Annotated in this window: 22 protein-coding genes and 3 pseudogenes; 20 read left to right on the forward strand and 5 right to left on the reverse strand. The window is 72.2% G+C overall.

Annotation, left to right across the window (positions count from 1 at the left end; translation table 11 throughout):
* Nucleotides 1-63: 63 nt before the first annotated feature.
* The 12 genes and pseudogenes from V1633_RS10775 (at nt 64) to V1633_RS10825 (ending at nt 10,098) form a co-directional block, all read left to right on the forward strand.
* The gene (locus V1633_RS10775; RefSeq protein WP_331214089.1) at nt 64-495 is read left to right on the forward strand and encodes a phage tail protein; all 432 of its coding nucleotides are present in this window, start codon (nt 64-66) and stop codon (nt 493-495) included.
* A 34-nt stretch (nt 496-529) separates the two neighbouring features.
* Complete coding sequence (locus V1633_RS10780) at nt 530-886, forward strand: hypothetical protein (RefSeq protein WP_331214090.1); 357 nt, start codon at nt 530-532, stop codon at nt 884-886.
* Nucleotides 887-903: 17 nt separating this feature from the next.
* Nucleotides 904-1,053, forward strand: a pseudogene (locus V1633_RS36930) (DUF6760 family protein); the annotation flags it as partial.
* On the forward strand, nt 1,046-1,504 hold the full coding sequence (locus tag V1633_RS10785) for a phage tail protein (RefSeq protein WP_331214091.1): 459 nt from the start codon (nt 1,046-1,048) through the stop codon (nt 1,502-1,504). The pseudogene V1633_RS36930 and the gene V1633_RS10785, both read left to right, overlap by 8 nt.
* A gap of 454 nt (nt 1,505-1,958) precedes the next feature.
* Nucleotides 1,959-3,395, forward strand: coding sequence for an eCIS core domain-containing protein (locus tag V1633_RS10790; protein WP_331214092.1), 1,437 nt, complete (start codon nt 1,959-1,961; stop codon nt 3,393-3,395).
* Nucleotides 3,396-4,064: a CIS tube protein gene (locus V1633_RS10795; protein ID WP_331214093.1), complete on the forward strand. Its 669-nt coding sequence runs from the start codon at nt 3,396-3,398 to the stop codon at nt 4,062-4,064.
* The gene (locus tag V1633_RS10800; RefSeq protein ID WP_331214094.1) at nt 4,057-5,727 is read left to right on the forward strand and encodes a VgrG-related protein; all 1,671 of its coding nucleotides are present in this window, start codon (nt 4,057-4,059) and stop codon (nt 5,725-5,727) included. The genes V1633_RS10795 and V1633_RS10800 overlap by 8 nt, the downstream gene beginning before the upstream one ends.
* A gap of 16 nt (nt 5,728-5,743) precedes the next feature.
* A complete protein-coding gene (locus V1633_RS10805) occupies nt 5,744-6,142 on the forward strand; it encodes a PAAR domain-containing protein (protein ID WP_331214095.1) in 399 nt (132 codons plus the stop codon).
* Between the two features lie 54 nt (nt 6,143-6,196).
* Nucleotides 6,197-6,601, forward strand: a complete 405-nt coding sequence (locus V1633_RS10810) for a GPW/gp25 family protein (protein WP_331214096.1) — start codon at nt 6,197-6,199, stop codon at nt 6,599-6,601.
* Nucleotides 6,598-8,556 carry a putative baseplate assembly protein gene (locus V1633_RS10815; RefSeq protein WP_331214097.1) on the forward strand — a complete coding sequence of 653 codons (1,959 nt, stop codon included), beginning with the start codon at nt 6,598-6,600 and terminating at the stop codon, nt 8,554-8,556. Before V1633_RS10810 ends, V1633_RS10815 begins: the two co-directional genes overlap by 4 nt.
* Nucleotides 8,553-9,143, forward strand: a complete 591-nt coding sequence (locus V1633_RS10820; protein ID WP_331214098.1) for a phage tail protein — start codon at nt 8,553-8,555, stop codon at nt 9,141-9,143. Before V1633_RS10815 ends, V1633_RS10820 begins: the two co-directional genes overlap by 4 nt.
* On the forward strand, nt 9,133-10,098 hold the full coding sequence (locus V1633_RS10825; protein WP_331214099.1) for a TFIIB-type zinc ribbon-containing protein: 966 nt from the start codon (nt 9,133-9,135) through the stop codon (nt 10,096-10,098). Before V1633_RS10820 ends, V1633_RS10825 begins: the two co-directional genes overlap by 11 nt.
* 73 nt (nt 10,099-10,171) lie before the next feature.
* Here the strand turns inward: V1633_RS10825 and V1633_RS10830 are convergent, their stop codons facing one another.
* The 3 genes from V1633_RS10830 to V1633_RS10840 all read right to left on the reverse strand — a co-directional run bounded on the left by V1633_RS10830 (nt 10,172) and on the right by V1633_RS10840 (nt 12,754).
* Nucleotides 10,172-11,557, reverse strand: coding sequence for a COG1470 family protein (locus tag V1633_RS10830; RefSeq protein WP_331214100.1), 1,386 nt, complete (start codon nt 11,555-11,557; stop codon nt 10,172-10,174).
* A gap of 199 nt (nt 11,558-11,756) precedes the next feature.
* Nucleotides 11,757-12,221: a GNAT family N-acetyltransferase gene (locus V1633_RS10835; protein ID WP_331214101.1), complete on the reverse strand. Its 465-nt coding sequence runs from the start codon at nt 12,219-12,221 to the stop codon at nt 11,757-11,759.
* Nucleotides 12,222-12,265: 44 nt separating this feature from the next.
* Nucleotides 12,266-12,754, reverse strand: coding sequence for a hypothetical protein (locus V1633_RS10840; protein WP_331214102.1), 489 nt, complete (start codon nt 12,752-12,754; stop codon nt 12,266-12,268).
* A 153-nt stretch (nt 12,755-12,907) separates the two neighbouring features.
* On the opposite strand from V1633_RS10840, the gene V1633_RS10845 reads away from it, so the two are divergent.
* Complete coding sequence (locus V1633_RS10845; protein WP_331214205.1) at nt 12,908-13,888, forward strand: NAD-dependent epimerase/dehydratase family protein; 981 nt, start codon at nt 12,908-12,910, stop codon at nt 13,886-13,888.
* On the opposite strand, the gene V1633_RS10850 is transcribed toward V1633_RS10845, so the two are convergent.
* Both V1633_RS10850 and V1633_RS10855 read right to left on the reverse strand, forming a co-directional pair.
* Nucleotides 13,842-14,639: a nucleotidyltransferase domain-containing protein gene (locus V1633_RS10850; RefSeq protein WP_331214206.1), complete on the reverse strand. Its 798-nt coding sequence runs from the start codon at nt 14,637-14,639 to the stop codon at nt 13,842-13,844. The two genes, V1633_RS10845 and V1633_RS10850, sit on opposite strands and share 47 nt — an antisense overlap.
* Before the next feature lie 20 nt (nt 14,640-14,659).
* On the reverse strand, nt 14,660-15,631 hold the full coding sequence (locus tag V1633_RS10855) for a nucleotidyltransferase domain-containing protein (protein WP_331214103.1): 972 nt from the start codon (nt 15,629-15,631) through the stop codon (nt 14,660-14,662).
* A gap of 258 nt (nt 15,632-15,889) precedes the next feature.
* Here V1633_RS10855 and V1633_RS10860 point away from each other — a divergent pair, with 258 nt between their 5' ends.
* From V1633_RS10860 to V1633_RS10890, 7 genes and pseudogenes are all read left to right on the forward strand, one after another.
* Nucleotides 15,890-17,947: a DNA gyrase/topoisomerase IV subunit B gene (locus V1633_RS10860; RefSeq protein WP_331214104.1), complete on the forward strand. Its 2,058-nt coding sequence runs from the start codon at nt 15,890-15,892 to the stop codon at nt 17,945-17,947.
* Nucleotides 17,948-18,020: 73 nt separating this feature from the next.
* Nucleotides 18,021-18,281: pseudogene (locus V1633_RS10865) on the forward strand (DNA gyrase subunit A); the annotation flags it as partial.
* Between the two features lie 57 nt (nt 18,282-18,338).
* Nucleotides 18,339-19,037: pseudogene (locus V1633_RS36935) on the forward strand (LAGLIDADG family homing endonuclease); the annotation flags it as partial.
* Between the two features lie 201 nt (nt 19,038-19,238).
* Nucleotides 19,239-21,857 (forward strand): DNA gyrase/topoisomerase IV subunit A, encoded by a 2,619-nt coding sequence (locus V1633_RS10875; RefSeq protein WP_407951997.1) that lies wholly within the window; start codon nt 19,239-19,241, stop codon nt 21,855-21,857.
* Nucleotides 21,858-21,879: 22 nt separating this feature from the next.
* Nucleotides 21,880-22,593 carry a carbon-nitrogen hydrolase family protein gene (locus V1633_RS10880; protein ID WP_331214105.1) on the forward strand — a complete coding sequence of 238 codons (714 nt, stop codon included), beginning with the start codon at nt 21,880-21,882 and terminating at the stop codon, nt 22,591-22,593.
* A gap of 123 nt (nt 22,594-22,716) precedes the next feature.
* Nucleotides 22,717-22,956, forward strand: coding sequence for a hypothetical protein (locus V1633_RS10885; protein WP_331214106.1), 240 nt, complete (start codon nt 22,717-22,719; stop codon nt 22,954-22,956).
* A gap of 265 nt (nt 22,957-23,221) precedes the next feature.
* Nucleotides 23,222-25,750 (forward strand): alkaline phosphatase D family protein, encoded by a 2,529-nt coding sequence (locus V1633_RS10890; protein ID WP_331214107.1) that lies wholly within the window; start codon nt 23,222-23,224, stop codon nt 25,748-25,750.
* Nucleotides 25,751-25,842: the final 92 nt, after the last annotated feature.

Below are 25,842 nucleotides of genomic sequence, written 5' to 3' on the forward strand. Positions count from 1 at the left end.
GGCGTGGTCCGCCGGGCCGGTGCGCCGGGATGAGGCAACGGGTGTGCGGGAAAGGAGTCGAGAATGCCGGATCTCATGACGACCTTCAGTTTCGTGCTGGAGATCGACGGGGTGGAGCTGGCGAGCTTCCGCAAGTGTTCAGGGGTCGAGGCGGAGACCGAGACGATCGAGTACAAGGAGGCCACCAAGGAAGGGCGGATGATCATCCGCAAGGTGCCCGGCGCGATGAAGTGGAGCGACATCACCCTGGAGCGCCGCATCGACGAGTCGAAGGCGTTGTGGGAGTGGCGCAAGCAGGTCGAGGAGGGTGACATCGACGCGGCCCGGCGGGACGGGTCGATCGTCATCAAGGACTCCAAGAAGACCGAGGTGGCGCGCTGGAACTTCGAGCGCGGCTGGGTGTCCAAGTGGACCGGTGCCGAACTCGACGCCGGCGGTAGTGAGATCGCCACCGAGAAGGTGACCATCACCCACGAGGGGCTGCACAGGTCATGACCGGAGACGCCCAGCGGTACGGCGGGGAGCCGGCATGAGCCTGCGCACCGAGTACCCGTTCATGCTGCCGAAGGGCTTCCTCGACGAGCACGGCAGACTGCACCGCACCGGGACGATGCGGCTCGCCTGCGCCCGGGACGAGATCGAGCCGCTGCGTGACCCGAGGGTCAAGGAGAACGACGCGTACGCGACGGTGATCGTCCTGGCCCGGGTGGTCACCGAACTCGGCGAGGTGTCGAGGGTGACCACGAAGACCATCGAGTCGCTGTTCGTCAGCGACTTCAGCTACCTGCAGGACCTCTACCGCATCATCAACTTCCAGGATCCGAGCATTCTCGACGCGTTGGAGCCCGGCACCCCTTTCCCCCCGGCGTCGGTGGAGGTGGGTTAGGGCACTACGCGCAGGACGAGCTCTGGCAGGAGATCACCTACCTCGCGTACCACCTGCACTGGGATCTGGACCGGCTGCTCGACCTGGAGCACGGTGACCGGATCCGGCTACTGCGGGAGGTGGGCGGTCTGAACGAACGCGCGTGGCAAGGAGTCCACAGTGGCTAGCGCACACACCGCCGACCCGCCCTTCGCCGGCAGGTTCGTGTTCGCCGTCGACGGCATCACGATCGGCGCCTTCACCGAGGTGTCCGGCCTGTCGGTGCAGATCGAGGTCGAGGAGGTCGCCGAGGGTGGGCAGAACGCGTACACCCACCGGCTGCTCGGCCGGATGAAGTGGCCGAACCTGGTGCTCAAGCGGGGGATCACCGACAGCGACGCGCTCTTCGGCTGGCTCGCCGAATGCTCCGGGGAAGGGCTGACCCTCAAGGGCAACAAGGTGGTGCCCCGGGACGGCGAGATCAGCGTCCTCGACGGCCGGGGCGGCCCGGTACGCAGCTGGCACTTCACCGGTGCGAAGCCGGTCAAGTGGACGGGTCCACGGTTCGCCGCCTCCTCCCGGGAACTCGCGGTCGAGGAACTGGAGGTGTGTCACCTTGGCTTCCGTACCAAGCTCTGACCCCGGTTCCGACCGGCCGGCGGGCGGTGCCGGTTCGGCCGCCTCCGGACACCCGGTCCGTCGTCTGGGCCGCTGGCGGGCGGGGCTCGTCCGATGGCTGCGGTTACCGGGTACGACGTCGCGTCGTCGCGACCCCGCCGGTACGGTCGCCCCCGGCCTGGTCGGCGCGTTGTCGATCCGGCCGCCGTGGGCGTTGCTGACCCGGCTGCGCCGCTGGGGTCGACAGTCGTCCGGGTGGACCGGGGAGACGACCGGCGAGACGTCGGCCGGTCGCGGCGGCTCGGACCGTGCCGCCGTTCCCGGGCCGGGGCATGGTGTCGCCTCTGGGCCGGGTCATGGTGTCGTTTCCGGGCCGGCTGGTGGTGTCGTTCCCGGGCCTGGTCGGTTGCTGCGGGCCGGTCGCCGGTTCCGCACCGGTCCGTCGCGTCCGTTGCTCCCCCGATCCGGCGTCGCGGTGTCCGATCCGGTCGTCCGGGCGGACCTGGACCTGCCGGTGGTGCCGGTCCACCGGTCTCCGGCCGTACCGACGCTGACGTCGCCGGCCGGCGTTGCCACCGGCCACGGTTACCGGTCGGACGCGGCGTCCTGGTCCGCTCCGGTCCGCTCCGGCCCGTCCACCGGTCCCGGTCCGGCTGTCGTCCGGGGCTCCGGCCCGGGCGTCAGCGGGCTGCTCTCCCGTCCCGGCGTGCTGCACCGGGTGGCGGGCGGTGGCAGCGCCACCGCGCCCGGTCCCGGTCACCTAGCCGGCCCCGGCCCCGGTCATTCAGGAGCGCCGGGCCGCTCGTCCGAACCCGGCTCCACCGGCCCGCTCCAGCTCGCGGCTCCGGGACGCCCCGCCGGCATCCTGGCCGCGCGGTCGGCCGCGCTCGCCGCCCGGCCCCCCGCCGGTCCCGAGGTCCGGCCGCCGCTGTCCGCGGGCGACCTTCCGGTGCTCGGCTCCGGCGTCGCCGCACCCGGCAGCATGCCCGATCCGACCGGCGCGGTCCGGCTCACCGCCCCGCCGCGACCTGCCTTCGCGCTCGCTCCACCCGGTGCCACCGGCCATCCCACGGCCCCGGGTGGTGCCGACACGCCCCGGCAGCGCTGGGAGGCCGCGGTCGCCGCCCGCCCGCTGGAGGCGCCCCGACCGCTCCCGGCCGGCCTGCACGGACTCGCCCGGGCGATCACCGGCCGGACCGGCCCACCCCGGTTCACCACCGGCCCGTCGACCCGGCACGCCCTGGCCGCCGCCGGCGCGCTCGGCGCCACCACCGGCACGGTGGTCCACCTCGCGGCCGTACCGACCGGCCCGGCCGCCGCCAGCGTGCTGGCACACGAACTGGCGCACACCCGGCACCCGGTACGCCGGCCACGGTTCCTCCTCGCCGGTGGCGGCGGCCTGCTCGACGACGACGAACGGCAGGCGCTCACCGCCGGCCGGGACCTGCTCGCCGGCGGACCGGCCGGTGCCGCCGACACCATCGGGGCCGGCATCGTCGACCGGCTGCCGGTCGGCGGCGGCCTCGGCGCGGTACGGGAACTCGTCACCCGGACCACCCAGGCGGTGATCGAGGCGATGCCGCGGTTGCCGCCCGGTGCCGTACCGGACGACACCGCGCCCGGGCCGGTCGGGACCGCGCCGGCCGGGTCACCAGGTCCGTGGGACGGCCCGACGTCGGGCGGCGGGTCGGGGTCGGGCGCCGGGCCGGCGGGCTCCGGGTTTGAGCAGGGCCACGGCGCCGGGACGGCCGGGCCGCCGGTCGCGGGGACCGCCCCGCCGGTGGGTGCCGAGACCGCAGTCGCACCGGAGCCCGCGACACCACTCGACCCGGACCGGGTCGTCGCGATCGTCGAGGAACGGCTGTTGCGGGAGATCGAGCGGCGTGGCGGACGCTGGGCGGGGGTGTTCTAGATGGCGGGACCGGAGAAGGCTTTCCTCCGCAGCGAGACCGGTACGGTGATCGACTGCCTGTTCAACCCGGCCGAACTGACCGTCGCGAAGGCGAACACCTGGCGGCCCTCGGAGAGCAAGGGCCAGAACGCCCCGGTGATGCGTTTCCAGAGCGGACAACCGGCGACCCTCACGCTCAACCTCGTGCTGGACACCACCGACAAGGGCACCGACGTGCGGAAGCACACCGGTCAACTGCTCGACCTGATGAAGGTCGACAAGACCCTGGCCGGCTCCGACGGGCAGAACAACAGTGCGCGGCCGCCCTGGGTGAAGTTCCACTGGGGACGGATCTACTCGTTCAAGGCGATCGTCGAGCGGATGCAGGTCAAGTTCACCTACTTCGCCAGCGACGGCATGCCGTTGCGGGCCAAGGTCGAACTGTTCCTCCGGCAGTACGAGGACGACGAGGTACGGCCGCTGCAGAATCCCACCTCGCACACCCCGACCCTGCACACCGTGCACCGGGTGGTGCAGGGCGAGACCCTGGACCGGATCGCCGCGTCACACTACGCGGACCCGACCCGGTGGCGGCTGATCGCCGAGGCCAACGACGTGGTCGACCCGTTCGCCGTACCCGCCGGGGCGCTGCTGGTGATCCCCGAACTGCCGGTGCGTCGCCGTGGCTGACCAGGGACGGCGACTCGACGGAGTGGTGCTGACCATCGACGGCCGCCCGCTCGACACCGACCTGTACAGCCGGCTGACCCTGGCCCGGGTCGAGGAGTCGGTGCACCTGCCGGACGAGTTCGCGCTGCACTTCGACGACCCGCACTTCGAGCTCTTCGACCGGGGTACGTTCACCGTCGGCACCCGGGTGGAGATCGCGTTCCGGGCTGAGAACGATCCGGTGGTGGTGACCGTCGGGGAGGTGACCGCGATGGCGGTCCAACCCGGGGTCACCGGTCGCCACGAACTGGTGCTCAGCGGGCTCGACCTCACCCACCGACTGGCCCGGGGTCCGAAGTCGCGCAGCTTCCAGCGGGTCACCGACGCCGACATCGCGACCCGGATCGCCGGCGAGTACGGCCTCCAGCCGGACGTGGACGGTACCGGTGAGGTGCTCGAACACGTGCTGCAGGTCGGCGAGACGGACTACGCGTTCCTGCGCCGCCGGGCCGCCCGGATCGGCTTCGACTTCTGGATCAGCGACCGCACCTTCCACTTCAAGCGCGGCCCACGGGCCAGCGGCACACCCCCGGTGCTGCGCTGGGGCGGCAACCTGCACCACTTCACCGTACGGTTCGCCTCCGCCGAGCGGTGCGACGAAGTGGAGGTCCGGGGCTGGGACTCGCTCGGCAAGCGCGCGGTGACCGGCCGGGCGGGTGAGGGCGACCCGGGGACGGACGCGCCGGCAGCCGAGGAGTTGGCGGCGGCGGCCCGACGCAGCTTCGGGCGGGTGACCCGGTCGGCCGGCCAGTTCCCGGTCACCGACCAGGCCGAGGCGGACGCGCTGGCCAGGTCGTTTCTGCTGCGCACCTCGGCCGGCGAGGCGGTGCTGCGGGGCGAGGCGGCCGGTGACCCGCTGCTCGGCGCCGGTGCCGACGTCCGGGTCGAGCAGGTCGGGGCCCGGCTCTCCGGCCGCTACCGGGTGACCAGCGTCGAGCACTCCTACGGCGCCAACCGTCCGTACCGCACCCGGTTCGTCTGCGGCGGCCGGGACGCGGCGAGCCTGGCCGACCTGGTCGGCGGCGATCGCGGCGGTAACGGCGGCGGCCCGCGTACCGGGCAGGGTTGGGGTGGCCTGGTCACCGGCATCGTGACCAACAACAACGATCCGGAACGACTGGGCCGGGTCAAGGTCACGCTGCCCACCCTCTCCGCCGACGACGAGAGCACCTGGGCCCGGGTCGTCACCCCGGGCGCCGGTGCCCGGCGGGGCCTGCAGTGGCTGCCCGAGGTGGACGACGAGGTGCTGGTCGGGTTCGAGTTCGGCGACCTGGGGCGACCGGTCGTCCTCGGCGGCGTGTGGAACCGCCAGGATCCGCCGCCGCAGCCGGACGTCGCCGGGGGCGAGACGGTACGGGCGCGGATGCTGGTCAGCCGGGTCGACTCGCGGTTGGTGTTCACCGACGAACCCACCGCGTCGGTGGAACTGGCGCTCGGCGGCGGAAGCTGCTCGCTGCACCTGGAGCAGGCGGAGTCCACCCTGACCGGTGATCAGAAGCTGGTCGTCTCCGCGAGCCAGGTGGAGATCCGGGCCACCCAGAAGTTGCAACTGAGCGCCGCGCAGGTGGAGATCACCGCCACCGGTCCGCTGGCGCTGTCCGGCAAACCGATCAGGCTCAACTAGGCGGAGGGGAGGCGCCATGGCACAGCCGGCCGCCCGGCAGGACGACCCGGTGACCGCGACGGACACCCACATCATGCTGGTTCCGTCGCCGGGTGGTCCGGTGCCGACCCCGATGCCGCTGCCGTTCGCCGGCCGGCTCGTCTCGGGGCTCTCCCCGGACGTCCTGGTCAACGGGCTGCCGGTGGCCGTGGCCGGGAGCGTCGCGCAGAACCTGCCGCCGCACCTGCCGCCGCCCGGCACGTCGTTCAGCCGGCCCCCGACCAACCAGGGCCGGGTGGTCACCGGGTCGACGGTGGTGCTGGTCAACGGCAAACCACTGGCCCGGGTCGGTGACCCGGTGCTGACCTGCAACGACCCGACCGACCTGCCGGCCGGCACGATCACCGCCGGCTCGACCGACGTACTGGTCGGATGAGTCGGCGGGGGGCGGAGCGGGAGGTGCGGTCAGTGAGCGGAGCGAGGAGGTGACATGAGCGGAGACTTCATCGGCCGGGGCTGGGGATTTCCCGCCGCGATCTCCCACGCCGGTGCGGTCCGGCTGGTCGGCGGCGTCGACGAGATCGACGGGGCGATCCGGATGATCCTGTCGACCATGCCCGGGGAGCGGGTGATGCGCCCGGAATTCGGCTGTGCGATGTGGGACCTCGTCTTCGCCCCGCTCACCGCCGGCACCCTCGGCCTGATCGAGCAGGCGGTCCGGGAGGCGATCGAGCGGTGGGAACCGCGGATCGTGCTGGACCGGGTCGAGGCGCTGGCCGAGCCGGGGAACGGCAGCGTACTCATCGAACTCGGCTACCGGCTGCGGGCGACGAACGACCGGCGCAACCTCGTCTTCCCCTTCTACACGATCCCGATCGAGGAGCGCGACTCGTGAGCCTGCCCGCACCGAACCTCGACGACCGGCGGTTCCAGGACATCGTCGACGAGGCGAAACGCCGGATCCCCCGATATTGTCCGGAGTGGACGGACCACAACGTGTCGGATCCGGGTGTCGCGCTGGTCGAGCTCTTCGCCTGGATGACCGAGATGACGCTCTACCGGCTCAACCAGGTGCCGGACCGGCTCTACGTCAAGTTCCTCGAACTGGTCGGGGTCGAACTCTTCTCGGCCGTACCGGCCCGGGCGGACCTGTTGTTCACCCTCACCGCGCCCCGGGCCGAACCGGTCCGGGTGCCGGCCGGGACCCAGGTGAGCACGGAACGCGGCGGGGACGAGGAACCGGTCGTCTTCCTCACCGACGACGACCTCCGGATCGTGCCCCCGGAACTCGTCGCCTGCCTGATCCAGACCGAGGGCCGGTTCGAGGACCGCTGGGACGACCTGCGGCGGGAGGCGTCCGCCGTACGCCTGTTCCCGACCCTGCGGCCGGACGAGGCGGTCTATTTCGGATTCGCCGCCTCGGCGGGGGCGAACCTGCTCCGGCTGGCGGTGGCGACCGGGCCGGAGGGTGCCGGTGTCGACCCGCGCCGCCCGCCCCGGGTGTGGGAGGCGTGGGACGGCCGGGACTGGCGCCAGGTGCGGATCCTGGAGGACACCAGCGCCGGCTTCAACACCCCCGGCCAGGTCACGATGCTGGTGCCGCCCCGGCACGAGAGCCTCGCCCTGGGCACCCGGCGGGCCCACTGGCTGCGCTGCCGACTGCTCCGACCGGAACCGGGCCAGCCGGCCTACACCAATCCGCCCGAGCTGGAGTCGGTCGCCGTGACCGCGCTCGGCGGGGCCGTCTCGGCGCACCACGCCGAGCCCGCCCCGGCCGAACTGCTCGGCGTCAGCGACGGCCGCCCCGGCCAGGTCTTCCAGGTACGACGGATCCCGGTGCTGCCCCGCCGGCCCGGTGAGACGGTACGGGTCGTGCTGCCCCGGCACGACCGCGCCGCCGAGCCCGAGGAGCAGGAGTGGACCGAGGTCGCCGACCTCGCCGACGCCACCGCGGAGGACCGGGTCTTCACCTGGTCCGGGGCGACCGGCGAGATCCGGTTCGGGCCCCGGGTGCTGGACCGGGAGGGGCGGGTCTGGCAGCACGGGGCGGTACCGCCGATCGACGCCCAGGTGACGGTGACCGGGTACCGGTTCGGCGGGGGCCGGCGGGGCAACGTGCCGGCCGGCCGGCTGACCGTGCCGCACACCGCGATCCCGTTCGTGGCGTCGGTCACCAACCTCGACCCGAGCACCGGCGGAGTGGACGCGGAGCAGGTGGAGAACGCGAAACTGCGCGGCCCGCTGCTGCTGCGTGCCGGCCGGCGGGCGGTCACCGCGGCGGACATCGAACGACTCACCCTGGACGCGGCACCGGCGGTGGCCCGGGCCCGCTGCCTGCCGCCGGAGCGCCCCGGTGAGCCGGCACGGCTGTTCGTGGTGCCCCGGGTCGACGTACCGCCGGAGTCGCTCGGGCTCGACGACCTCGCGGTGCCGGCCGAGCTGGAGGAGCAGATCAAGGCGTACCTGGAACCCCGCCGGCTGCTCACCATGCGGATCCGTATCCAGGCCCCGCGCTACCAGGGGGTGAAGGTGGTCGCCGAGGTCCGGGCCGGGCCCGGGGTCCGCACCGAGACCGTACGGGAACGCGCCGAGCAGGCCCTGTACGCGTTCCTCAACCCGCTGACCGGCGGCCCGGGCGGTGGGGGCTGGCCGTTCGGCGTCGACCTGCGGCTCGGTGACGTGTACGGCGTACTGCACGACGCGTTCGGGGTGCAGGGTGTGGAGGCGGTCCACTTCTTCCCGGTCGACCTGCGCCGGCGGGAGACCCTGGACCAGGTCGACCAGCGGGTACGGCTGATCCCGGAGGCGCTGTTCATGTCGTACCAGCATCGGGTGGTGGTGCAGCAGTGAGCCGTACCGCCGCGACCGGCTGGCTGGCCGCCCAGCTGCCCCGGGCTCTCGCCGCCGACCCGGTCGTCCACGGTTTCGTGACCGCGTTCGAGGAGATCGCCGATTCGGTGCGGGACCGGATCGACAGCGTCGAGCACCAGCTGGACGTCGGGCTGGCGAGTCCGGAGATGCTCCAGTTCCTGGCCTCCTGGTTGGGTCTCGAGTTGGAGCCGACCGACCCGCCGGAGTACCAGCGGGAACTGATCCGCGAGGTGGGGCAGCTGCTCGGCTGGCGGGGCACCCGGTACGGCATCGAGGGGCTGCTCGCCGCCGCGACCGGTTCCCGGGTGCTGGTGGACGACGGGGGCGGCGTCTACGGCCAACGGGACGAGATCCCGCCGCCCGACCCGACGGTGACGGTCCGCCTCGACCACACCGGTCATCTCACCGAGCGGCAGGTACGCGGCATCCTGGAGGCCGAGCTGCCACTCGGCGCCGAGTTGCGGCTCGACGTGCGTTTCCCGTCCCGGGACGAGGGTGGCCCGGGACAGCGGCGGAACCCGTCCGCTGGCGCAGGGGACGGGGCGGGTGGTGCCGGTGGCCGGTGACCGAGGCGCCGGGTTCGTACCGGTGACCTGCCCGGACTGCGGTGGGCCGGTACGCCCGGACCGGGAGCGGCTCTGCCCCCGCTGCGGCTACCCGCTGATGTTCCTGCGGGGCGAGTCGGAGCCGGAGGCCCGGGTGGTGGCGCGTACGCCGGGTGAGGCGGAGGACGTCACCGCGATCTTCGCACCGCCGGGCGCGCCGCCCCGGCAGACTCCCGCCGGCTACCGGCCGGTGACGGTCAGACCCGGCGAGGTCGCCTGCCCGAGCTGCGGCTACGGCAATCCGGTCGCCCGGATCCGTTGCCAACGGTGCGGTCGTGAGCTGCGCGTGCTGCCGGTCACCGTACTGCCGCCACCGTTGCCGCCGGCACCGGCACCGATTCGCCGACGGCCCCGGTACGGACTGATCGCCCTGGTCGCCGCCCTGGTCGTCGCGGCGGTCGCGGCCACCGGGCTGCTGGTGGCCCGCTCGGGTCTGCTGCCGAACCGGCCGGGTGCGACGCCGTCCGCCGCGCCGGTGCCGATCCCGGCGGACCGGGTACGCGCCGACGCCTCCAGCATCGTGCCGGACTCGGCGCGGTTCGCGGTCGGCAACCTGCTCGACGGTGACCTGGCCACCTGCTGGCAGAGCGACGGCGACCGGATCAGGAACAACATCGGGGTACGGCTGACCTTCGAGTTCGACGCCCCGGTCCGGGTCGCCCGGATCACCCTGGTCAACGGGTACGCGCGGACGCCCACCGACTACCGCAACAACGAGCGGGCGGCTCGGCTGACCGTCGTCACGGAGGGCGGATCGGTGCCGTGGACGCTGCCGGACACCGCCGAGGCGCAGACGATCGACCTGCCGACGGCGGCACCGACCGGCACGGTGACCCTGGTCGTCGAGGAGGTCTACCCCGGCAGCCGGTTCCGGGACCTGGCCATCACGGAGATCACCTTCGCTGCCCAGCCCTGACCGTCAACCGGTTCGCCCGCTGACTGCGTGCCCGGCTCGGCCCTTGACCGTCAACCGGTTCGGCCCGGGCCGGTCAGCGGGGGAGCGGGGTGAATTGGAGCCGCTGGAGGGCGGCCGGCGGCGGCACCGGGGTCAGATCGGCCGGCAGGCCCCGGACCACCACGTAGTCGATGCCGCCCCGGCGACCGTCGTCCTCGGCGGTCAGGTCGTCCTCCACGGTCCGGGACAGGTCCCGGTAGACGACCTCCAGCCGGCGCTCCCCGCTGCCGCCGAGCCTGATCTCCACCGACGCGGCCGGTTCGACGAACCTGATCTGGACCGGTACGAAGTCGCAGACACCGGTCCCGTCGGGCCGGGCGGCGGTGAGGAAACGGTTGCCGGAGCCGTCGACGCGTACCGCGGTGGCGGTCGCGGTGGCGCACTCCGGCGGCCCGTCCGGGTCCGGCTTGCCGCTGAGCAGGATGCCCTGCTCCCGGAAGGCGTCGCTGGGTACGAAGCCCTCGCTGACGCCGGGCGGTCGGGTCAGGTCGATGTCCCGGGGCCGGGACGGGGCGGCACTTGTCACGTCGGGCGTGGCGGCGACGGTCGGAGTCACGGTGGGAGCGGTCGGGGTGGCGGCCGGCGCGGTGGCCGACGGGGCCGGGACCGGGTTTCCCCCGGAGCTGGGCCCGGTGTCGGCACCCGCGACCGGCGTGGTCGGAGGCGTCGCCGAAGGTCCGGGGCGGGCGATCAGCGCGGCGACCACCACGGCGGCGGCGAGCACCAGCACGCCGCCGGCCAGCCCGGCGACCCGGGTCAGCCGGGAGGCGAACCGGGGTCGCTGGACGAAACTCGCCCTGATCTGCCCGGCCACCCCGACGCCGACGGCCTCGATGTTCAGCGTCCGTTGCTTCTCCCGGTTCCACGGCACCGGTGCCTTCACCGTCAGCAACGCCCGTACGGTGGTGCCGGTCGGCAGGTCCACGGTGGGCGGCTGGAACTGCGCGAGTACCCGGCGCTCGGGGTCGGTGGCGGTCAGGCGCAGCCGTACCGGGGTGTTCCCGGTGTTGGTGACGTCCACGGCGTACCAGGCCGACCGGCCGCCGGACGCCACCTCCGGCTCGATCCGGAGTGCGACCCGGTCGACCGGGGCGACGGTCAGCGGCAGTTCCTCGCAGCAGGAGACGTCCTCGCGGTAACGGGACCGCACCAGCACCCCGAGGACCTGTGAGACGGCCGGGGCGGGTGGCTCCCGACGTACCCCGAAGGTGATCGACGCGGTGCCGGTCTCGCCGGGGCGGAGCTTGGTCACCTCCGGCTCCACCCGGGCCTGCCAGCCCTCGGGCAGCCCCAGCGGATCGATCACGTAGTGCTCGACCACGTCGCTGGTGTTGGTCACCGTGACCGCGACGGTGGGCGCGTCACCGGGCACCACGTCGAGCCGTTCGGGCGACAGTGTCACGCGGAGCGGTAGGGCCATTGGCGTCTCCTTCGGCCGCGGCGGCGCGCACCGACCACCATTCGCGGTGAATCGTCGCACCGGCCGGCAACCGGGAGCAATGCACGTCGATCCGCTGTCGGGGAGCCGACCGGAGCGACCGGACGTCGTTCGTCCGGAGCCGCCGGATCGCCTGGTCCGTTCGGCGCCCCGTACGGTCGGCGACCGGGGTCGGGTCAGGTCAGCGGGTGCGGGCCAGCCAGACGTACGGCACCGGTTGAGGGGCGTTCCACTCCGCCTCCTGCTCGGCGCTGACCCGGCTGAACCGGGCCGCCGCGTAACAGCGCAGCGCGGCCTGGTTGTCGGGGTGGACCCGCAGCAGGACCTCCGGATACGTCGCCCGGGCGGTCAGCTCCGCCACCAGGCGCTGCCCGACGCCCTGCCCCCGCCGACGGGGATCGACGATCAGGCGGGCCAGCTCCGACTCCGCCTCCTCCTCGTCGGACCACAGCTCGCCGTACGCGACGAGGTCGTCCCCGTCGTACAGGCCGAACGGCTGTACGTCGTCCCCGGTCGCCCACCCGGCGACCTTCTCGGCGGGCACCGGGCCGTCGGTGTGCCCGCACCACATGGCGGCCTCTTTCGGCGAGGTGGCCCAGCCGGCCACGGTGGCGGCGAGATCGACCGGGAACGGACGGAGCTGCATGACAACCTCGGGGACGCGGAGACGGGCGGTTCGGTCCGGCGATGTTACCCGGGCCGGCCGGGCGTGCCGTCGTCGGTGACCGTGCAGGTGCCGACCGCCTCGTCCGGTGCCCCTCGGGCCGCCGGTGCCGCCGACGTGGACGGCGCCGCCGGGGTCGGTGCGCCCGTTGCCGGTGCCCCTGCCGGCGGGTCGGGCCGGGTCGCGTCGAACACGTCCACCGCCACCCGGGTCAGCAGGGTGGCCAGGGCCAGGACCAGCCCCGCGACCAGTACCGCCCGGAGCGCCGCCGAGTCGCTCAGCGCGCCCGCCAGCACGAAGACCACGACGGCCAACTCGGTCACGATGACCGAGGCGATGGTCAGCGAGTACGCCCGTACCCGGGGTTTGGTCCAGAAGTAGCCGTGCGCCGGGTCCACCCGGCGGGACGGGCGTGCCTGCCGGCGCAGCTGGTCCAGATAACGGGAGTCCCAGAGCAGGGCCAGCAGCAGGACGGGAAGGACCTGGGCGAGAGTCGTGTAGAAGTCCCGGTACACATCGCCTCCGCATCGGTTCCGGCGACATCGACGGTAGTCGGGGCGTCAACCGGGCGTTGTGACCCGCCACGGGATGGGGCCATACTGGCAGCCCTTCGAGGAAGATCCGGATGAGCAGGAGGTAGTGCCATCAACCCCCGCAGAGTTCTGTTCATCGGCGGCACCGGCATCATCAGCTCCGCGTGTTCCCAGCTCGCCGTCGAGCGTGGTATCGAGCTGTTCGTACTCAACCGGGGCGGCACCGCCGACAAGCGTCCGCTGCCGGCCGGGGCAATCGTGCTCCGGGCCGACATCCGGGACCCCGGATCGGTGCGCGCCGCGCTCGGCGACCTCGAGTTCGACGCCGTGGTGGACTGGATCGCCTTCACCCCGGAGCATGTCCGGACCAGCGTGGAACTGTTCCGGGGGCGCACCGGGCAGTACGTCTTCATCAGCTCGGCGTCGGCGTACCAGACCCCGCCGGCCCGGCTGCCGATCCTCGAGTCGACGCCGCTGCGCAACCCCTACTGGCAGTACTCCCGCGACAAGATCGCCTGCGAGGACCTGCTGGTCCGGGCGTACCGGGAGGAAGCCTTCCCGGCCACGATCATCCGCCCGTCGCACACCTACGACCGCACCCTGGTGCCGTTCGACGGCGGCTGGACGGTGCTGGACCGGATGCGGCGGGGCAGGGAGATCGTGGTGCACGGGGACGGCACCTCGCTCTGGACCCTGACCCACCACACCGACTTCGCCCGGGGACTGGTCCCGCTGCTCGGCCATCCGGCCGCGATCGGCGACGTCTTCCACATCACCTCCGACGAGGCGCTGACCTGGAACCAGATCGCCGAGACGCTGGCCGCGGCGGCCGGCACCACGGCCCGGATCGTGCACGTGCCGTCGGCCGCGATCGCGGCACAGGACGCCGACTGGGGGGCCGGGCTGCTCGGCGACAAGACCCACTCGATGGTCTTCGACAACACGAAGCTGCGCCGCCTGGTCCCGGACTTCGTGGCGACCGTGCCGTTCAGTCAGGGCGCCCGGGAGATCGTGGCCTGGTACGACGCCGACCCGACCCGGCAGCGGATCGACACCCGGCTCGACGCGGTCATGGACAAGCTGGTGGAGGCGTACCGGCTGCCGTCGTCAGCCTGACCCGGACCAGCAGGTCGTGCAGGGCGGCCTCGGCTCCCGGCTGCTCGGGTAGCCGGGAGTCCCGCTGCGCCTGGTCGAGGGTCTCGTGCAGCGCCGTCAGATCGTCGTCGAGCCGGTGCGCCGCCGGGGCGTCCGGCAGCCCGGCCAGCCGCCGGTGCTCGCCGGCCGCCTTGGCCGCGACCAGCGTGTCGAGGTACGCCGGTGCCTCGGCCAGGTGGTCGGCCAGGGTCGGCAGATGGGCCAGCAGTTCGCCGCTGCGCATCAGGTGGATGCCGGTGAGCAGGGTCCGGAAGGTGTAGAGCAGCGGCTTCAGCTCGCCGCTGCCGGCGTACAACCGCTGCTGGGTGCGGGCGAAGCCCCGGTAGTGGTGGGCGTGGTGCCGGGTCAGGGTGCCGGGCGCCAGCGCGACGAGTTCGGCGTGCACGTCCCCGGTGACCACCACCAGCGGCGAGAGCAGCTGCTCCAGGACGTACCCGTTGCGACGCAACAGCAGCTGGAGGAACTTGGCCACGTCGTGGGTGACCAGGTCGATCTCGACACCGTCCCGGTGCCAGGTGCGGTCCAGGGTGGCCGGGCCCTGCCGCAGGCCGACCACCTCGACCGCCGGCAGCAGGTGGGCGCCGCGCAGGTCGACGTCGGAGTCCCGGGACGGGAACCCGTACAGGTGGGCGCCGGAGACGGTGGCGAAGAGCAGCGGGTACGGCTGCTCCGCGACCACACTGCGCAGGTCCGCCGGGTCGAGCCGGGTCAGGTCGGGTGGGGCCCCGCCGCTCACCGCGCCTCCCCGGTCCCGCCGGACAGCAGGGTCTGTCGGGCACTGCGGGCCCGTACCGACCGCAGCCAGGCGTCGACCCGGGCGGCGTCGGGAGCGGCCGGCAGCGGACTGTCCCGCAGCGCCTCATCGAGCGCGCCGTGCAGGGTGAGCCGCCAGGCCTCCACCTCCGGCCAGCTCAGCTCGCCCCGACGGACCGCCAGCAGCCGGTCGCGGTGCTCGCCGACGTCGAGGACCAGCCGGCCGTGCCGGAGCAGGTCCCGACCGTTCAACAGCAGCCGGAGCAGGTGCATGACGTGCTTCCACCGGGGCTGGCCGTGCTGCCGCAGGTCGGCCTCCAGCTTCTTGAACTGACTGAGCACGTACCCGGAGTAGGTCTGGTAGGTCAGCTGGGACAGGAAGGCCGGCCGCAGCTCCAGCAGTTCCTCACCGATCGGGGTGAGCACCCGGACGTCGCCGGAGTGCAGCACCTCCAGCAGGTTCGGGTTGGCCTTCAGGGCCAGTTCGCAGAAGCGTTCGACCTCCCAGGAGAACTGCTCCGGCTCCGGGCCGTCGACGTGCGGCGGCGGTTTGACCAGCGACCAGAACGCCGACGCCGGGGCGGCGTAGACACCCCGCAGGTCGGTGTCCGACTCCTCGGTCGCCAGCCCGAACGCGCGGGAGCCGACCACCGCGGCGTAGATCGTGTGCCGGGCCACCAGCTCCGGTCCGGCCAGCGCCGGCTGGTCGTCGCCGACCGCCAACTGCCGCTGGTACGCCTTGCGCAGCGCCAGCCGCCCCCGGGGGCTGCGCAGCCGGCGGCCGTCGGTGAGGTCGACCAGGTAGTCGTCGGCGGTGACGTCGTAGTCGACGACCCGGCCGGTGGCGCCCCGCTGCACCCGTACACCGGTCAGGTCGGCGCTGGTCTCGCGCAGTACGACCTGGGTCCCGACCGGCAGTCGGGGCCCACGGAACGATCTCTCCGACGACATGGCGGACATCGTGCCGTACCGCCGACCCCAGCCGCACCCCGAATCACGGCCGGCGCCCCGGTCACCCCCCGGCACTCCTGTCATACCCGGCGAGCAGAATCGGGTGATGTTGCTCGCCACGCGGCCCGGTCGGGCCGGAGGCTCCCGGAAGCTGATCACCGGAGTGGGTACGCTCGCTACCGGCGTGGGGCCCGACGCCCGACCGCCAGTGGCACCGACCTGCGACACACCACCGGCACATCCTGGGAGTTCAGCTCGTTGACTGCACAGCCTGAAATTCTGTACGGAGCGGACGACCTCACCCACCTGGAGGGTCTGGACGCGGTCCGGAAGCGGCCCGGCATGTACATCGGGTCGACCGACAGCCGTGGCGTGGGTCACCTTCTCAACGAGATCCTGGACAACGCCACCGACGAGGGCGTCGCCGGTCACGCCACCCGGATCGAGGTCACCCTGCACGCCGACGGCTCGGTGCAGGTCGACGACGACGGCCGGGGCATCCCGACCGACGTGCACGCCAAGTCCGGGCTCTCCGGTGTCGAGCTGGTGCTGACCCGGCTGCACGCGGGCGGCAAGTTCGGCGGGTCCGGCTACAAGACCTCCGGCGGCCTGCACGGCGTCGGTGCCTCGGCGGTCAACGCCCTCTCCCGGCGGTTCGACGTGACCGTACGCCGGGACGGCAAGGTCCACCAGATGTCGTTCCAGCACGGCACGCCGGGGAGCTTCGACGGCTCCGGACCGGCGGCGGCGTTCACCCCGCACCCCGGGCTGCGGCTGGCCGGCAAGCTGAAGCGGGGCGAGTCGACCGGCACCTCGGTGCGCTACTGGCACGACGCCCGCTACTTCGAGAACGGTGCCGCCCTGGATGTCGAGGCGGTCCGGACCAAGCTGCGGCACACCGCGTTCCTGGTGCCCGGGGTGACGTACGTGCTGCGCGACGCGACCGGCGGGTCGATCAGCGCGGAGACGTTCCACTTCCCGAACGGCCTCGCCGACATGGTCGACTTCCTCGCCCCGGCCGGCGACAAGCCGGTCTCCGGCACGCTGCTGGTCACCGGCGCGGGCACCTACCGGGAGAACGCCGCCGACGAGAACGGCGTGATGCGCAGCAACGTCGAGCGGCGCGCCGAGGTCGAGATCGCGTTCCGGTGGGGCACCGGCTACGACCGCACCGTGGAGTGCTTCACCAACACCATCCGCAACGTGCACGGCGGCACCCACCGCAAGGGCTTCGAGCGCGGCGCGGTACGCGCGCTGACCGAGGCGATCCGCAACGCCCGGGGTCTGCTCCGGCCGAAGGAGGATCCGCCGGTTCTGGACGACGTGTTGGAGGGCCTCACCGCCGTCGTGCACGTCCGGATTCCGGAGCCGCAGTTCACCTCCCAGACCAAGGACGAGCTCTCCACCGCGCCGGTGACCAAGGTGGTGCAGGCGATCGTCGAGCAGCACGTCCGGGCCTGGCTGGAAGACCGGAAGACCAAGGCCGAGGCGCGGACCGTACTGCAGAAGATCGTCGACGCGGCCCGGGTCCGGCTGACCCAGAAGCAGCAGAAGGACGCCGCCCGGCGCAAGACCGCGCTGGAGGGCGCGTCGATGCCGGCGAAGCTGGTCGACTGCCGCTCCACCGGGGTCGAGCGCAGCGAACTGTTCATCGTCGAGGGGGACAGCGCGCTGGGCACCGCCCGGCTGGCCCGCTCCTCGGAGTACCAGGCGCTACTGCCGATCCGGGGCAAGATCCTCAACGTGCAGAAGGCCAACCTGCAGCAGGTCCTGGACAACGCCGAGTGCTCGGCGATCGTCCAGGTGCTCGGGGCCGGCTCGGGGCGTACCTTCGACCTGGCCTCGCTGCGCTACGGCCGCATCCTGATCATGGCGGACGCCGACGTCGACGGTTCGCACATCCGGACCCTGCTGATCACCCTCTTCGCGAAGTACATGCGGCCGGTGATCGAGGCCGGCCGGCTGTACGCGGCGGTGCCGCCGCTGCACAAGATCAGCACCAGGGGCAAGAACCCGGAGACCGTCTACACCTACACCCAGGCCGAGATGCTGGGCACCATCGCCCGGCTGGAACAGGCCGGCCGGCAGGTCGTGACGCCGGTGCCCCGGTTCAAGGGGCTCGGTGAGATGGACGCCGACGAACTCTGGGAGACCACCATGAACCCGGCCACCCGGGCGGTCCGGCGGATCACGCTGGACGACGCGGAGGCGGCCGAGGAGGTCCTCGAACTGCTGATGGGCGAGAAGGTCGAGCCCCGGAAGAACTGGCTGATCGAGTCGGCCAACCGGGTCGACCGGGAGGCGATCGACGCCTGATCCCGGCGGACGGGTTCACAGGGACGTGACGGCGCCGGGAACGGCGACAGGCGAGGGAAGAGAGCACGAAGTCATGGCACGCCGTACGGGCAACCGGTCGAAGGTCGACCTCTCCGCCTTCGACCGGGCGGGGGCGCGGATCATCGACAACCCGCTGGCCACCGAGGTCGAGGACTCCTACCTGGAGTACGCCTTCTCGGTGATCCACTCCCGTGCGCTGCCGGACGCCCGGGACGGCCTCAAGCCGGTGCACCGGCGCATCCTCTACTCGATGAGCGAGCAGGGCCACCGGCCGGACCGGGCGCACGTCAAGTCCGCCCGGGTCGTCGGTGACTGTTTTGTCCGAGGCACCCTGGTATCCACGCCGACGGGTCTCCGTCCGATCGAGAATATCGAGGTCGGCGACGAGGTCCTGGACGGGCGGGGACAGCCTGTGCCGGTGACGGCGGTCTACGAGAATCCTGATTCGGATTTGGTGCGGGTGACCTGGACCAATGGTCATTCGATGTTGGTCACCCCCGGACAGCGGTTTCGGACGGTCAACGAGGACGACCTGTCGACCGGGTGGACAGACGCCCGGGATCTGGCGGGCCGACTGACCGTCGCGTACGGCAGGAGTCGTCACGAGCACCTGGTGACGGAGGGGGGCGAACTCTATGACTATGTCCGCGGACTTGTCGTGGCGGAGGGGTTCCCCGTCGACCGGTCCCGGCCCGCTGACGGCAGGGTCCGGATGCACATGTGTGACGTCGACCCACTGGATGCCGCCCACGCTTGGGCGATCGAAAGCGGACTGAACGTTTCGCGTGGCAAGCGTGAGGCGAAAGAACCCAATCACCGTGACCAGCACATCCTGACTTTCAGCCGGCACGAGGGGCTGCTGGATGTCGCGATGCCGCTCAGTAACGCGAAGACAGTTCCGGGGGACGTACTCGACCGGCGACCCGCCTGGATACCATTCCTCGCGGGTCTGTTCGACGGCGACGGGTACGTACGTAAGCGTCATCGCGAGATCGTCATCGTCAGCACCAGTGGCGCGCTGATACGACAGGTCTACTCGATGCTTGCCGATTCCGGGTTGCATGGGCATCACTGGTCGTCGGGTGGGCAGGGTCGGCAGGAATACCTCTTCGGGCTCTCCGTCTCCGGCCGAGACGCCGCTGTGCTCGCCGCCGCGATGCTGCCCTGGGTGCGAATCGGGTACAAGCAGGATGAGCTGCGGCGGGTTGCGAACGTCTCATACGCCTACGGCGGGAAGCAGGGGAACGACCGTCTGCCGCTCCGCCCCGTCATGGCCGAGTTCTCCTCAGCGCACCTCGGCGGCGGATGGTTCCGAGACGAGCAAGGGGTCGCGTTCCGTGCGTCTTTGTCGGCGGGTGGTGGTACCCGGGTGCGATACGGCAAGGATCGCCGGGGCGTTCCGCTCGAGGATCGCTCCGTCCCGCTCTGGCGAGCGGAGCGGGATGGCTGGGTTCGGCGGCTACACCGCATAGGGTCGCCGCTTGCGCAACGCCTCGACACACTCTCCGGTTCGTCATTCATGGAGGTCGAGTCGGTCGAGTCCGTTTCTTCCGACAGGACGTACGATATTCAGGTCGGCAGCGATGAGCATGCCTTTGTGGCCGAGGGCTACGTCGTACATAACTGTATGGGTAAGTACCATCCGCACGGCGACACCGCGATCTACGACGCGATGGTCCGGCTGGCCCAGGACTTCTCGCTGAACGCGCCGCTCATCGACGGACATGGAAACTTTGGATCCCCGGACGACGGACCGGCCGCCGCGCGTTACACCGAGGCACGGATGTCGCGGGAGGCGATGCTGCTGGTCGGTGAGCTGGGTGAGGGGACGGTCGACTTCCGGCCCAACTACGACGGCTCGCTGACCGAGCCGGCCGTGCTGCCGGCTGCCTTCCCGAACCTGCTGGTCAACGGCACCTCGGGGATCGCGGTCGGGATGGCGACCAACATGATCCCGCACAACCTCGCCGAGGTGGTGGCGGCGGCCCGGTGGCTGATCGACCATCCGGACGCCGACCTGGACCGGCTGATGCAGTTCGTGCCCGGTCCGGACCTGCCGACCGGTGGGCAACTGCTCGGCCTGGACGAGGTGCGCAAGGCGTACGAGACCGGCCGGGGTGTGGTCCGGATGCGGGCCCGGGTCGAGATCGGACTGCTGGAGGGGAGCCGGGGCCGGCAGGCGATCACGGTCGTCGAGCTGCCGTACGGGGTGGGCGCCGAGAAGATCATCGAGGCGATCACCGACGAGGTACGCGGCAAGCTGATCACCTCCGGTCCGCGCAAGGGCCAGCGGCAGCCCGCCCGGTTGCAGGGCATTGCCGACGTCAAGGACCTCACCGACCGGGAGAACGGCACCCGGTTGGTCATCGAGTGCAAGGTCGGGGTCAACCCGCAGGCGCTGCTCGCCGACCTCTACCGGCTCACCCCGCTGGAGCAGTCGTTCGGGGTGAACAACCTCGTCCTGGTGGACGGCCAGCCGCAGACCCTGGGGCTCAAGCGGCTGCTGGAGGTCTTCCTCGCCCACCGGTACGAGGTGGTGACCCGGCGTACGACGTTCCGGCGTACCAAGCGGCAGGACCGGTTGCACCTGGTCGACGGTCTGCTCATGGCGCTGCTCGACATCGACGAGGTGGTCCGGCTCATCCGGGGCAGCGAGAACGCCCAGGCCGCCAAGGAAGCCCTGATGAACCAGTTCGGGCTCTCCGAGATCCAGGCCGGCTACATCCTGGACACCCCGCTGCGCCGGCTCACCAAGTTCGACCGGATCGAGCTGGAGGTCGAGCGGGAGCGGCTGCGTGAGGAGATCGCCGCGCTGACCGAGATCCTGGAGGACGACCGGGTGCTCCGGAAGGTGGTCTCCGACGAGTTGGCCGTGGTCGGCGAGGAGTTCGGCCGGTCCCGCCGGACCACGCTGATCGACGGCGACCTGAAGGAGGTGTTGGCCGCCTCGGCGCCGGCCGGCCCGCTGGAGGTGGCCGACGACCCCTGCCAGGTGATCCTCTCCGCGACCGGTCTGGTCGCCCGGACCGCCGCCGAGTCGGAGGAGAGCGCCGAGGGGCGTCGACGCAACGGGCGGACCAAGCACGACGCGGTCCGGGCGGTCGTCCAGGCCACCGCGCGGGGGCAGGTGCTGCTGGTGACCAGCACGGGACGGGCGTTCAAGACCGATGTCCTGCCGTTGCCGGTGTTGCCGGAACAGTCCGGCACGGTGTCGCTCAGCGGTGGCATGTCCACCGCCGAGCTGGTGCCGTTGGAGCCGGGGGAGCAGGTGGTCGGCCTGGCGCCGCTCGGCGACCGGGGAGCGGGTTCGCCCGGCCTGGCGCTCGGCACCCGACAGGGTGTGGTGAAGGTCTGCGCGCCGGAGTGGCCGGTCCGCTCCGACGAGTTCGAGGTGATCGGGCTGCGGGACGGCGACGAGGTGGTCGGGGCGACCTGGCTGGTCGACGGCGCCGAGACACTCGCGTTCGTCTCCTCGGACGCCTCGCTGCTGCGGTTCCCGGCCAAGCTGGTCCGGCCGCAGGGGCTCAAGGGCGGCGGGATGGCGGGGATCAACCTCGGCGCCGACGCCCAGGTGCTCTTCTTCGGCGCGGTCCGTACCGATGGCGACGACCACGGCGAGTCGATGGTGGTCACCTCGACCGGCAGCGGTGTGAAGGTCACCCCGTTCGCGCTCTACCCGGCGAAGGGGCGGGCCACCGGCGGGGTTCGCGCCCAACGATTCCTCAAGGGTGAGACGCGGCTTGTCGTCGCCTGGATCGGCCCGCGTCCGGTCGGCTCGTCGAAACGGGGCGAGCCGGTGAAGCTGCCTGACGTCGACCAGCGCCGGGACGGTTCGGGGGTCGCGGTCTTCGGCCCGGACCTGGTCGGCCACCTGATCGAACGCGACTGACCCGTCAACCCTGGGAGCGCCCGTGCCACGCCAGCCGCTCGTCCTTGCCGTCGCCCAGCCACGGACCACGGCGTACGACGTGGTGGCGAACGTGGCCGAGCACGCCGGCGTGGTCCGGGCCGCGCGGGCCCGGGTGGTGGTGTTCCCGGAGCTCTCACTGACCGGGTACGAGCTGGACGCGGCCGCGATCGGCGCCGACGATCCGAGGTTGGCGCCGCTCGTCCGGGCGTGTGCCGAGACGGGGGCGACCGCGCTGGTCGGTGCTCCGGTCCGGAGCGGGTCGGGTCGCGAGCACATCGCGATGCTGGCCGTCGACGGGACCGGCGTCCGGGTGGCGTACCGGAAGGTGCACGTGCACGACTCCGAGGAGCGGTTCAGCCCCGGCGACGGACCCGCCGTGTTCGACGTGGACGGTTGGCGGCTGGGCCTGGCGATCTGCCGCGACACCCGGTTCGCCGAGCACGACGCGGCCACCGCCGCGCTGGGCATGGACGTCTACGTCGCCGCTGTCCTCGACCACGCCCGGGACGCCCACGTGCCCGCCGAGCGGGCGCGGCGGGTCGTCGCCGACCGTGGAGTGTGGGTCGCCACGGCGAGTTTCGCCGGGTCCACCGGTGGTGGTTTCGACCGAGCGGCCGGCGGGTCGGCGGTCTGGGGTCCGGACGGCGGTCTGCTCGGGCAGGCGGGACCGGAGCCCGGGGAGATCGTGCGAGCCAGCCTGACCGATCCCGCCTGAGCGGGTTCCGGACGGCCCCGCGTGCGCCGTCCCCGTCCGGACCACCGACCCACCGATCCGGTCCGGGTCGGACGGTTGTCGTCACCGTAGCCCGGGTAGCAGGACGTACGGGAGGTGGAGCGGATGAGTCAACGTTCCCGAGGAACCGGCGAGGCGGACGAGCAGGAGCAGCCCAGGGCCGTACCGGACGACCCGGCCGGCGACGACACCGTGGTCGACGATCCGGGCAGTTCGGTCGGGCAGGTGCTGGGGCAGAGTGTGCCGATCCGGCGTGAGGTCGCGGAGGCCGCCCCGGGCTCACCGGAGACCGGCGGGGTCCGTACCGAGGACGGCAGGCCGAGCGCGGAGAAGCCGTACACGTAGGTCGCGGCGTGGTTTTCGGAGGGACCGGGTGGCGGGATGCGGCCGCCCGGTCCCTCTTCCGCTGCCTGGACCGTTCCGCACCGTCCCGAACGGTTCCGAAACCCGTCGACGTCGGCCGATCGCGCTGTCGGGTGACCGGAGCAGCCGGACCGATTCGCCATCGGACGTACCGCCGTACTTAATTTGATCTTCGCTGGCCGGGTGGCCGGAGCCGTCAGGCTGGCCGCCGGATCTCCGACGGCTAGTGGTGAAGGCGGGTACGGCGGTGACGGGTGTTTCTCCGATCAGCAGGCGGCGGTTCCTGACCCTGGCGGGTGGCGCGGCCGGCGTCGTCGCGGTCGGGCAACTGGTGGCGGAGCTTCCACCGGCGTACGCAGACGAGCTGGACCCGGCACCGTTCACCCTCGGTGTCGCGTCCGGGGAACCGGACCACCACAGTGTGGTGCTCTGGACGAGGCTGGCACCGGACCCGCTGAACGAGGTCGACGGCGGGATGCGTCCCGAGCCGGTCGAGGTGGGCTGGGAGGTGGCCCGGGACCCGCAGTTCCGGCAGGTGGTCGGCAGGGGCCGGGTGACCGCGGTGCCGGAGTCGGCGCACGGGGTACACGTGGTGGTCGGCGACCTCGCGCCGGACCGGTGGTACTGGTACCGCTTCCGCGCCGACGGTGTGACCAGCCGGGTCGGCCGGACCCGTACCCTGCCCCCACCCGGCGCCAAGGTCGACCACCTGCGGTTCGCCTTCGCCTCCTGCCAGTCCTGGGTGGGCGGCCCGTACCCGGCCTACCGGGACATGGCCGACCAGGAGTTGGACTTCGTCGTGCACCTCGGCGACTACATCTACGAGACCACCGACGGCAGTCTCACCGAGTTCCGCCGGCTGCACGCGCTCTACAAGACCTCGCCGGACCTGCGGGCCGCGCACGCCCGGTTCCCGTTCTTCCTGACCTGGGACGACCACGAGGTGCAGAACAACTACGCCGGTCCGGTGGCCGGGTCGGCCGGGGACGGGCGGCCGTTCCTGGACCGCCGGGCCAACGGCTACCAGGCGTACTACGAGCACCTGCCGTTGCGTCCGGCGCAGCGGCCGGACGGCCCGGACGCCCTCATGTACCGCCGGTTCGACGTCGGCCGGCTGGCCCGGTTCAGTGTGCTGGACACCCGGCAGTACCGCAGTGACCAGGCGCTCGGCGACGGGCGCAAGGAGCCGACCGGCGAGGTGTTCGACCCGGCCCGGACGATGACCGGCCCGGAGCAGGAGCGCTGGCTGCTGGACGGGCTGCGCGGTTCCAAGGCCCGGTGGAACGTCATCGCCCAGCAGACCATCATGGCCGCCTTCGACTACGACCTCGGCCCCGGCCAGATCGTCAACCTCGACCAGTGGGACGGCTACCCGCCGGCCCGGTCGCGGATCCTGGACTTCCTCGACCGGCAGCGGATCAGCAACCCGGTGGTGCTGAGCGGGGACTGGCACACGCACTGGGTCAACGACCTCAAGACCGACTTCACCGACCCGGGCGCACGGACCGTCGCCACCGAGTTCGTCGGCACCTCGATCTCCTCCGGGGCGGGTTGGGACGCCGACGTCCGGGCCGGGCTGGCCGCCAACCCGCACGTGAAGTTCTACAACGGCAGCTACCGGGGGTATGTGATCTGCGACGTGACCCCGAAGCGCTGGCGGGCCGACCTGCGGATCGTGCTGGACGCCCGGGACGCCGCCTCGCCGGCGTACACCATCGGGGCGTTCGAGGTGCGCGACGGCGTACCGGGGGCGCGGCGGGTCGACGCCGGGGACGGCCTCGTCGGCCGGGTCACCGACCGGGCCACCGGTGCGGCGCTGCCGAACGTCGAGGTGACGGTCACCCGCCCGGACGGCGGGCGGCTGGTCGCGGCGACCACCGACCCGGACGGCGAGGTGCTCACCTTCGCCCCGCCCGGTGACTACACGGTGGCGGTGAACGGCGTCGGCTACCAGCCGGTCGTCCACCAGGTCAGCGTCCGGGAGGGTCAGCCGGCCCGGCTGGACGTCGCACTGGACCGGGCGACGCCGTGGGCCGGTACCGGTCGTCTTGTGCCCGGTCCGTTGGCCGAGGCCGGTACGTCGGACCTGTTCCTCGGCAACAACCTGGTCGCGCTGGCCGTATCCGCCGGTACGAACGACTCGCAGCTGTCCGGGGTCACCGTCGGCAAGCCGTTGGACCTGGCCGCCGTCGGCCACCTGGACCAGCTCGACTGGATCAACCTGCCGTACGCCTCGGCGAGTCAGCCCAGGGGCAGCAACGCCTGGCAGCAGCGGACCGTCCGGGCCGACACGGTGGAGGTGCTGGCCGCCGGCGGTCCGGTCGCCACGGTCCGGGCCACCGGGGTCAGCACGGCGGTGCCGGACCTGGCGGTGGTCAGCACGTACACGGTCCGGGCGGACGAGCCGTGGGTGGCTGTGGCGAGTGTCTTCACCAACCAGGGTGCGGCACCGTGCGTCTTCTGGACCGGTGACGCCCTCGACCACGACGGGGCCGGTCAGCGCAGCGGGGTCGCCGGGCACGGCACCATCACCGCCAGCGCCCCGGCCGACTATCCGCCGACCGCGCCGTGGATCGGGATGACCGGTTCGGACCGGCAGACGTACGGGCTGCTCTACGCCGATGTCGACTTCGTCGCGTACGCCGCCTACAACTGGGTGATGAGCCAGCGCCAGGTGACGCTGGCGCCGGGGGAGACGTTCACCCTGCGGCGCCGGATCGTCGCGGTCGACAACGGCGGTGTGACCGACCCGTTCGCCGTACTCGGCACGCTGTGAGCAGCCACCGCCGGTCCTCCGGCGACCCGGGTCGGAGTGGGGACCACGGGAGGGGCCGTACCACTGGCACACTTCGGGCTTGACCCGACGGC

The organism is Plantactinospora sonchi (assembly GCF_036422035.1).
GTDB lineage: Bacteria > Actinomycetota > Actinomycetes > Mycobacteriales > Micromonosporaceae > Plantactinospora > Plantactinospora sonchi.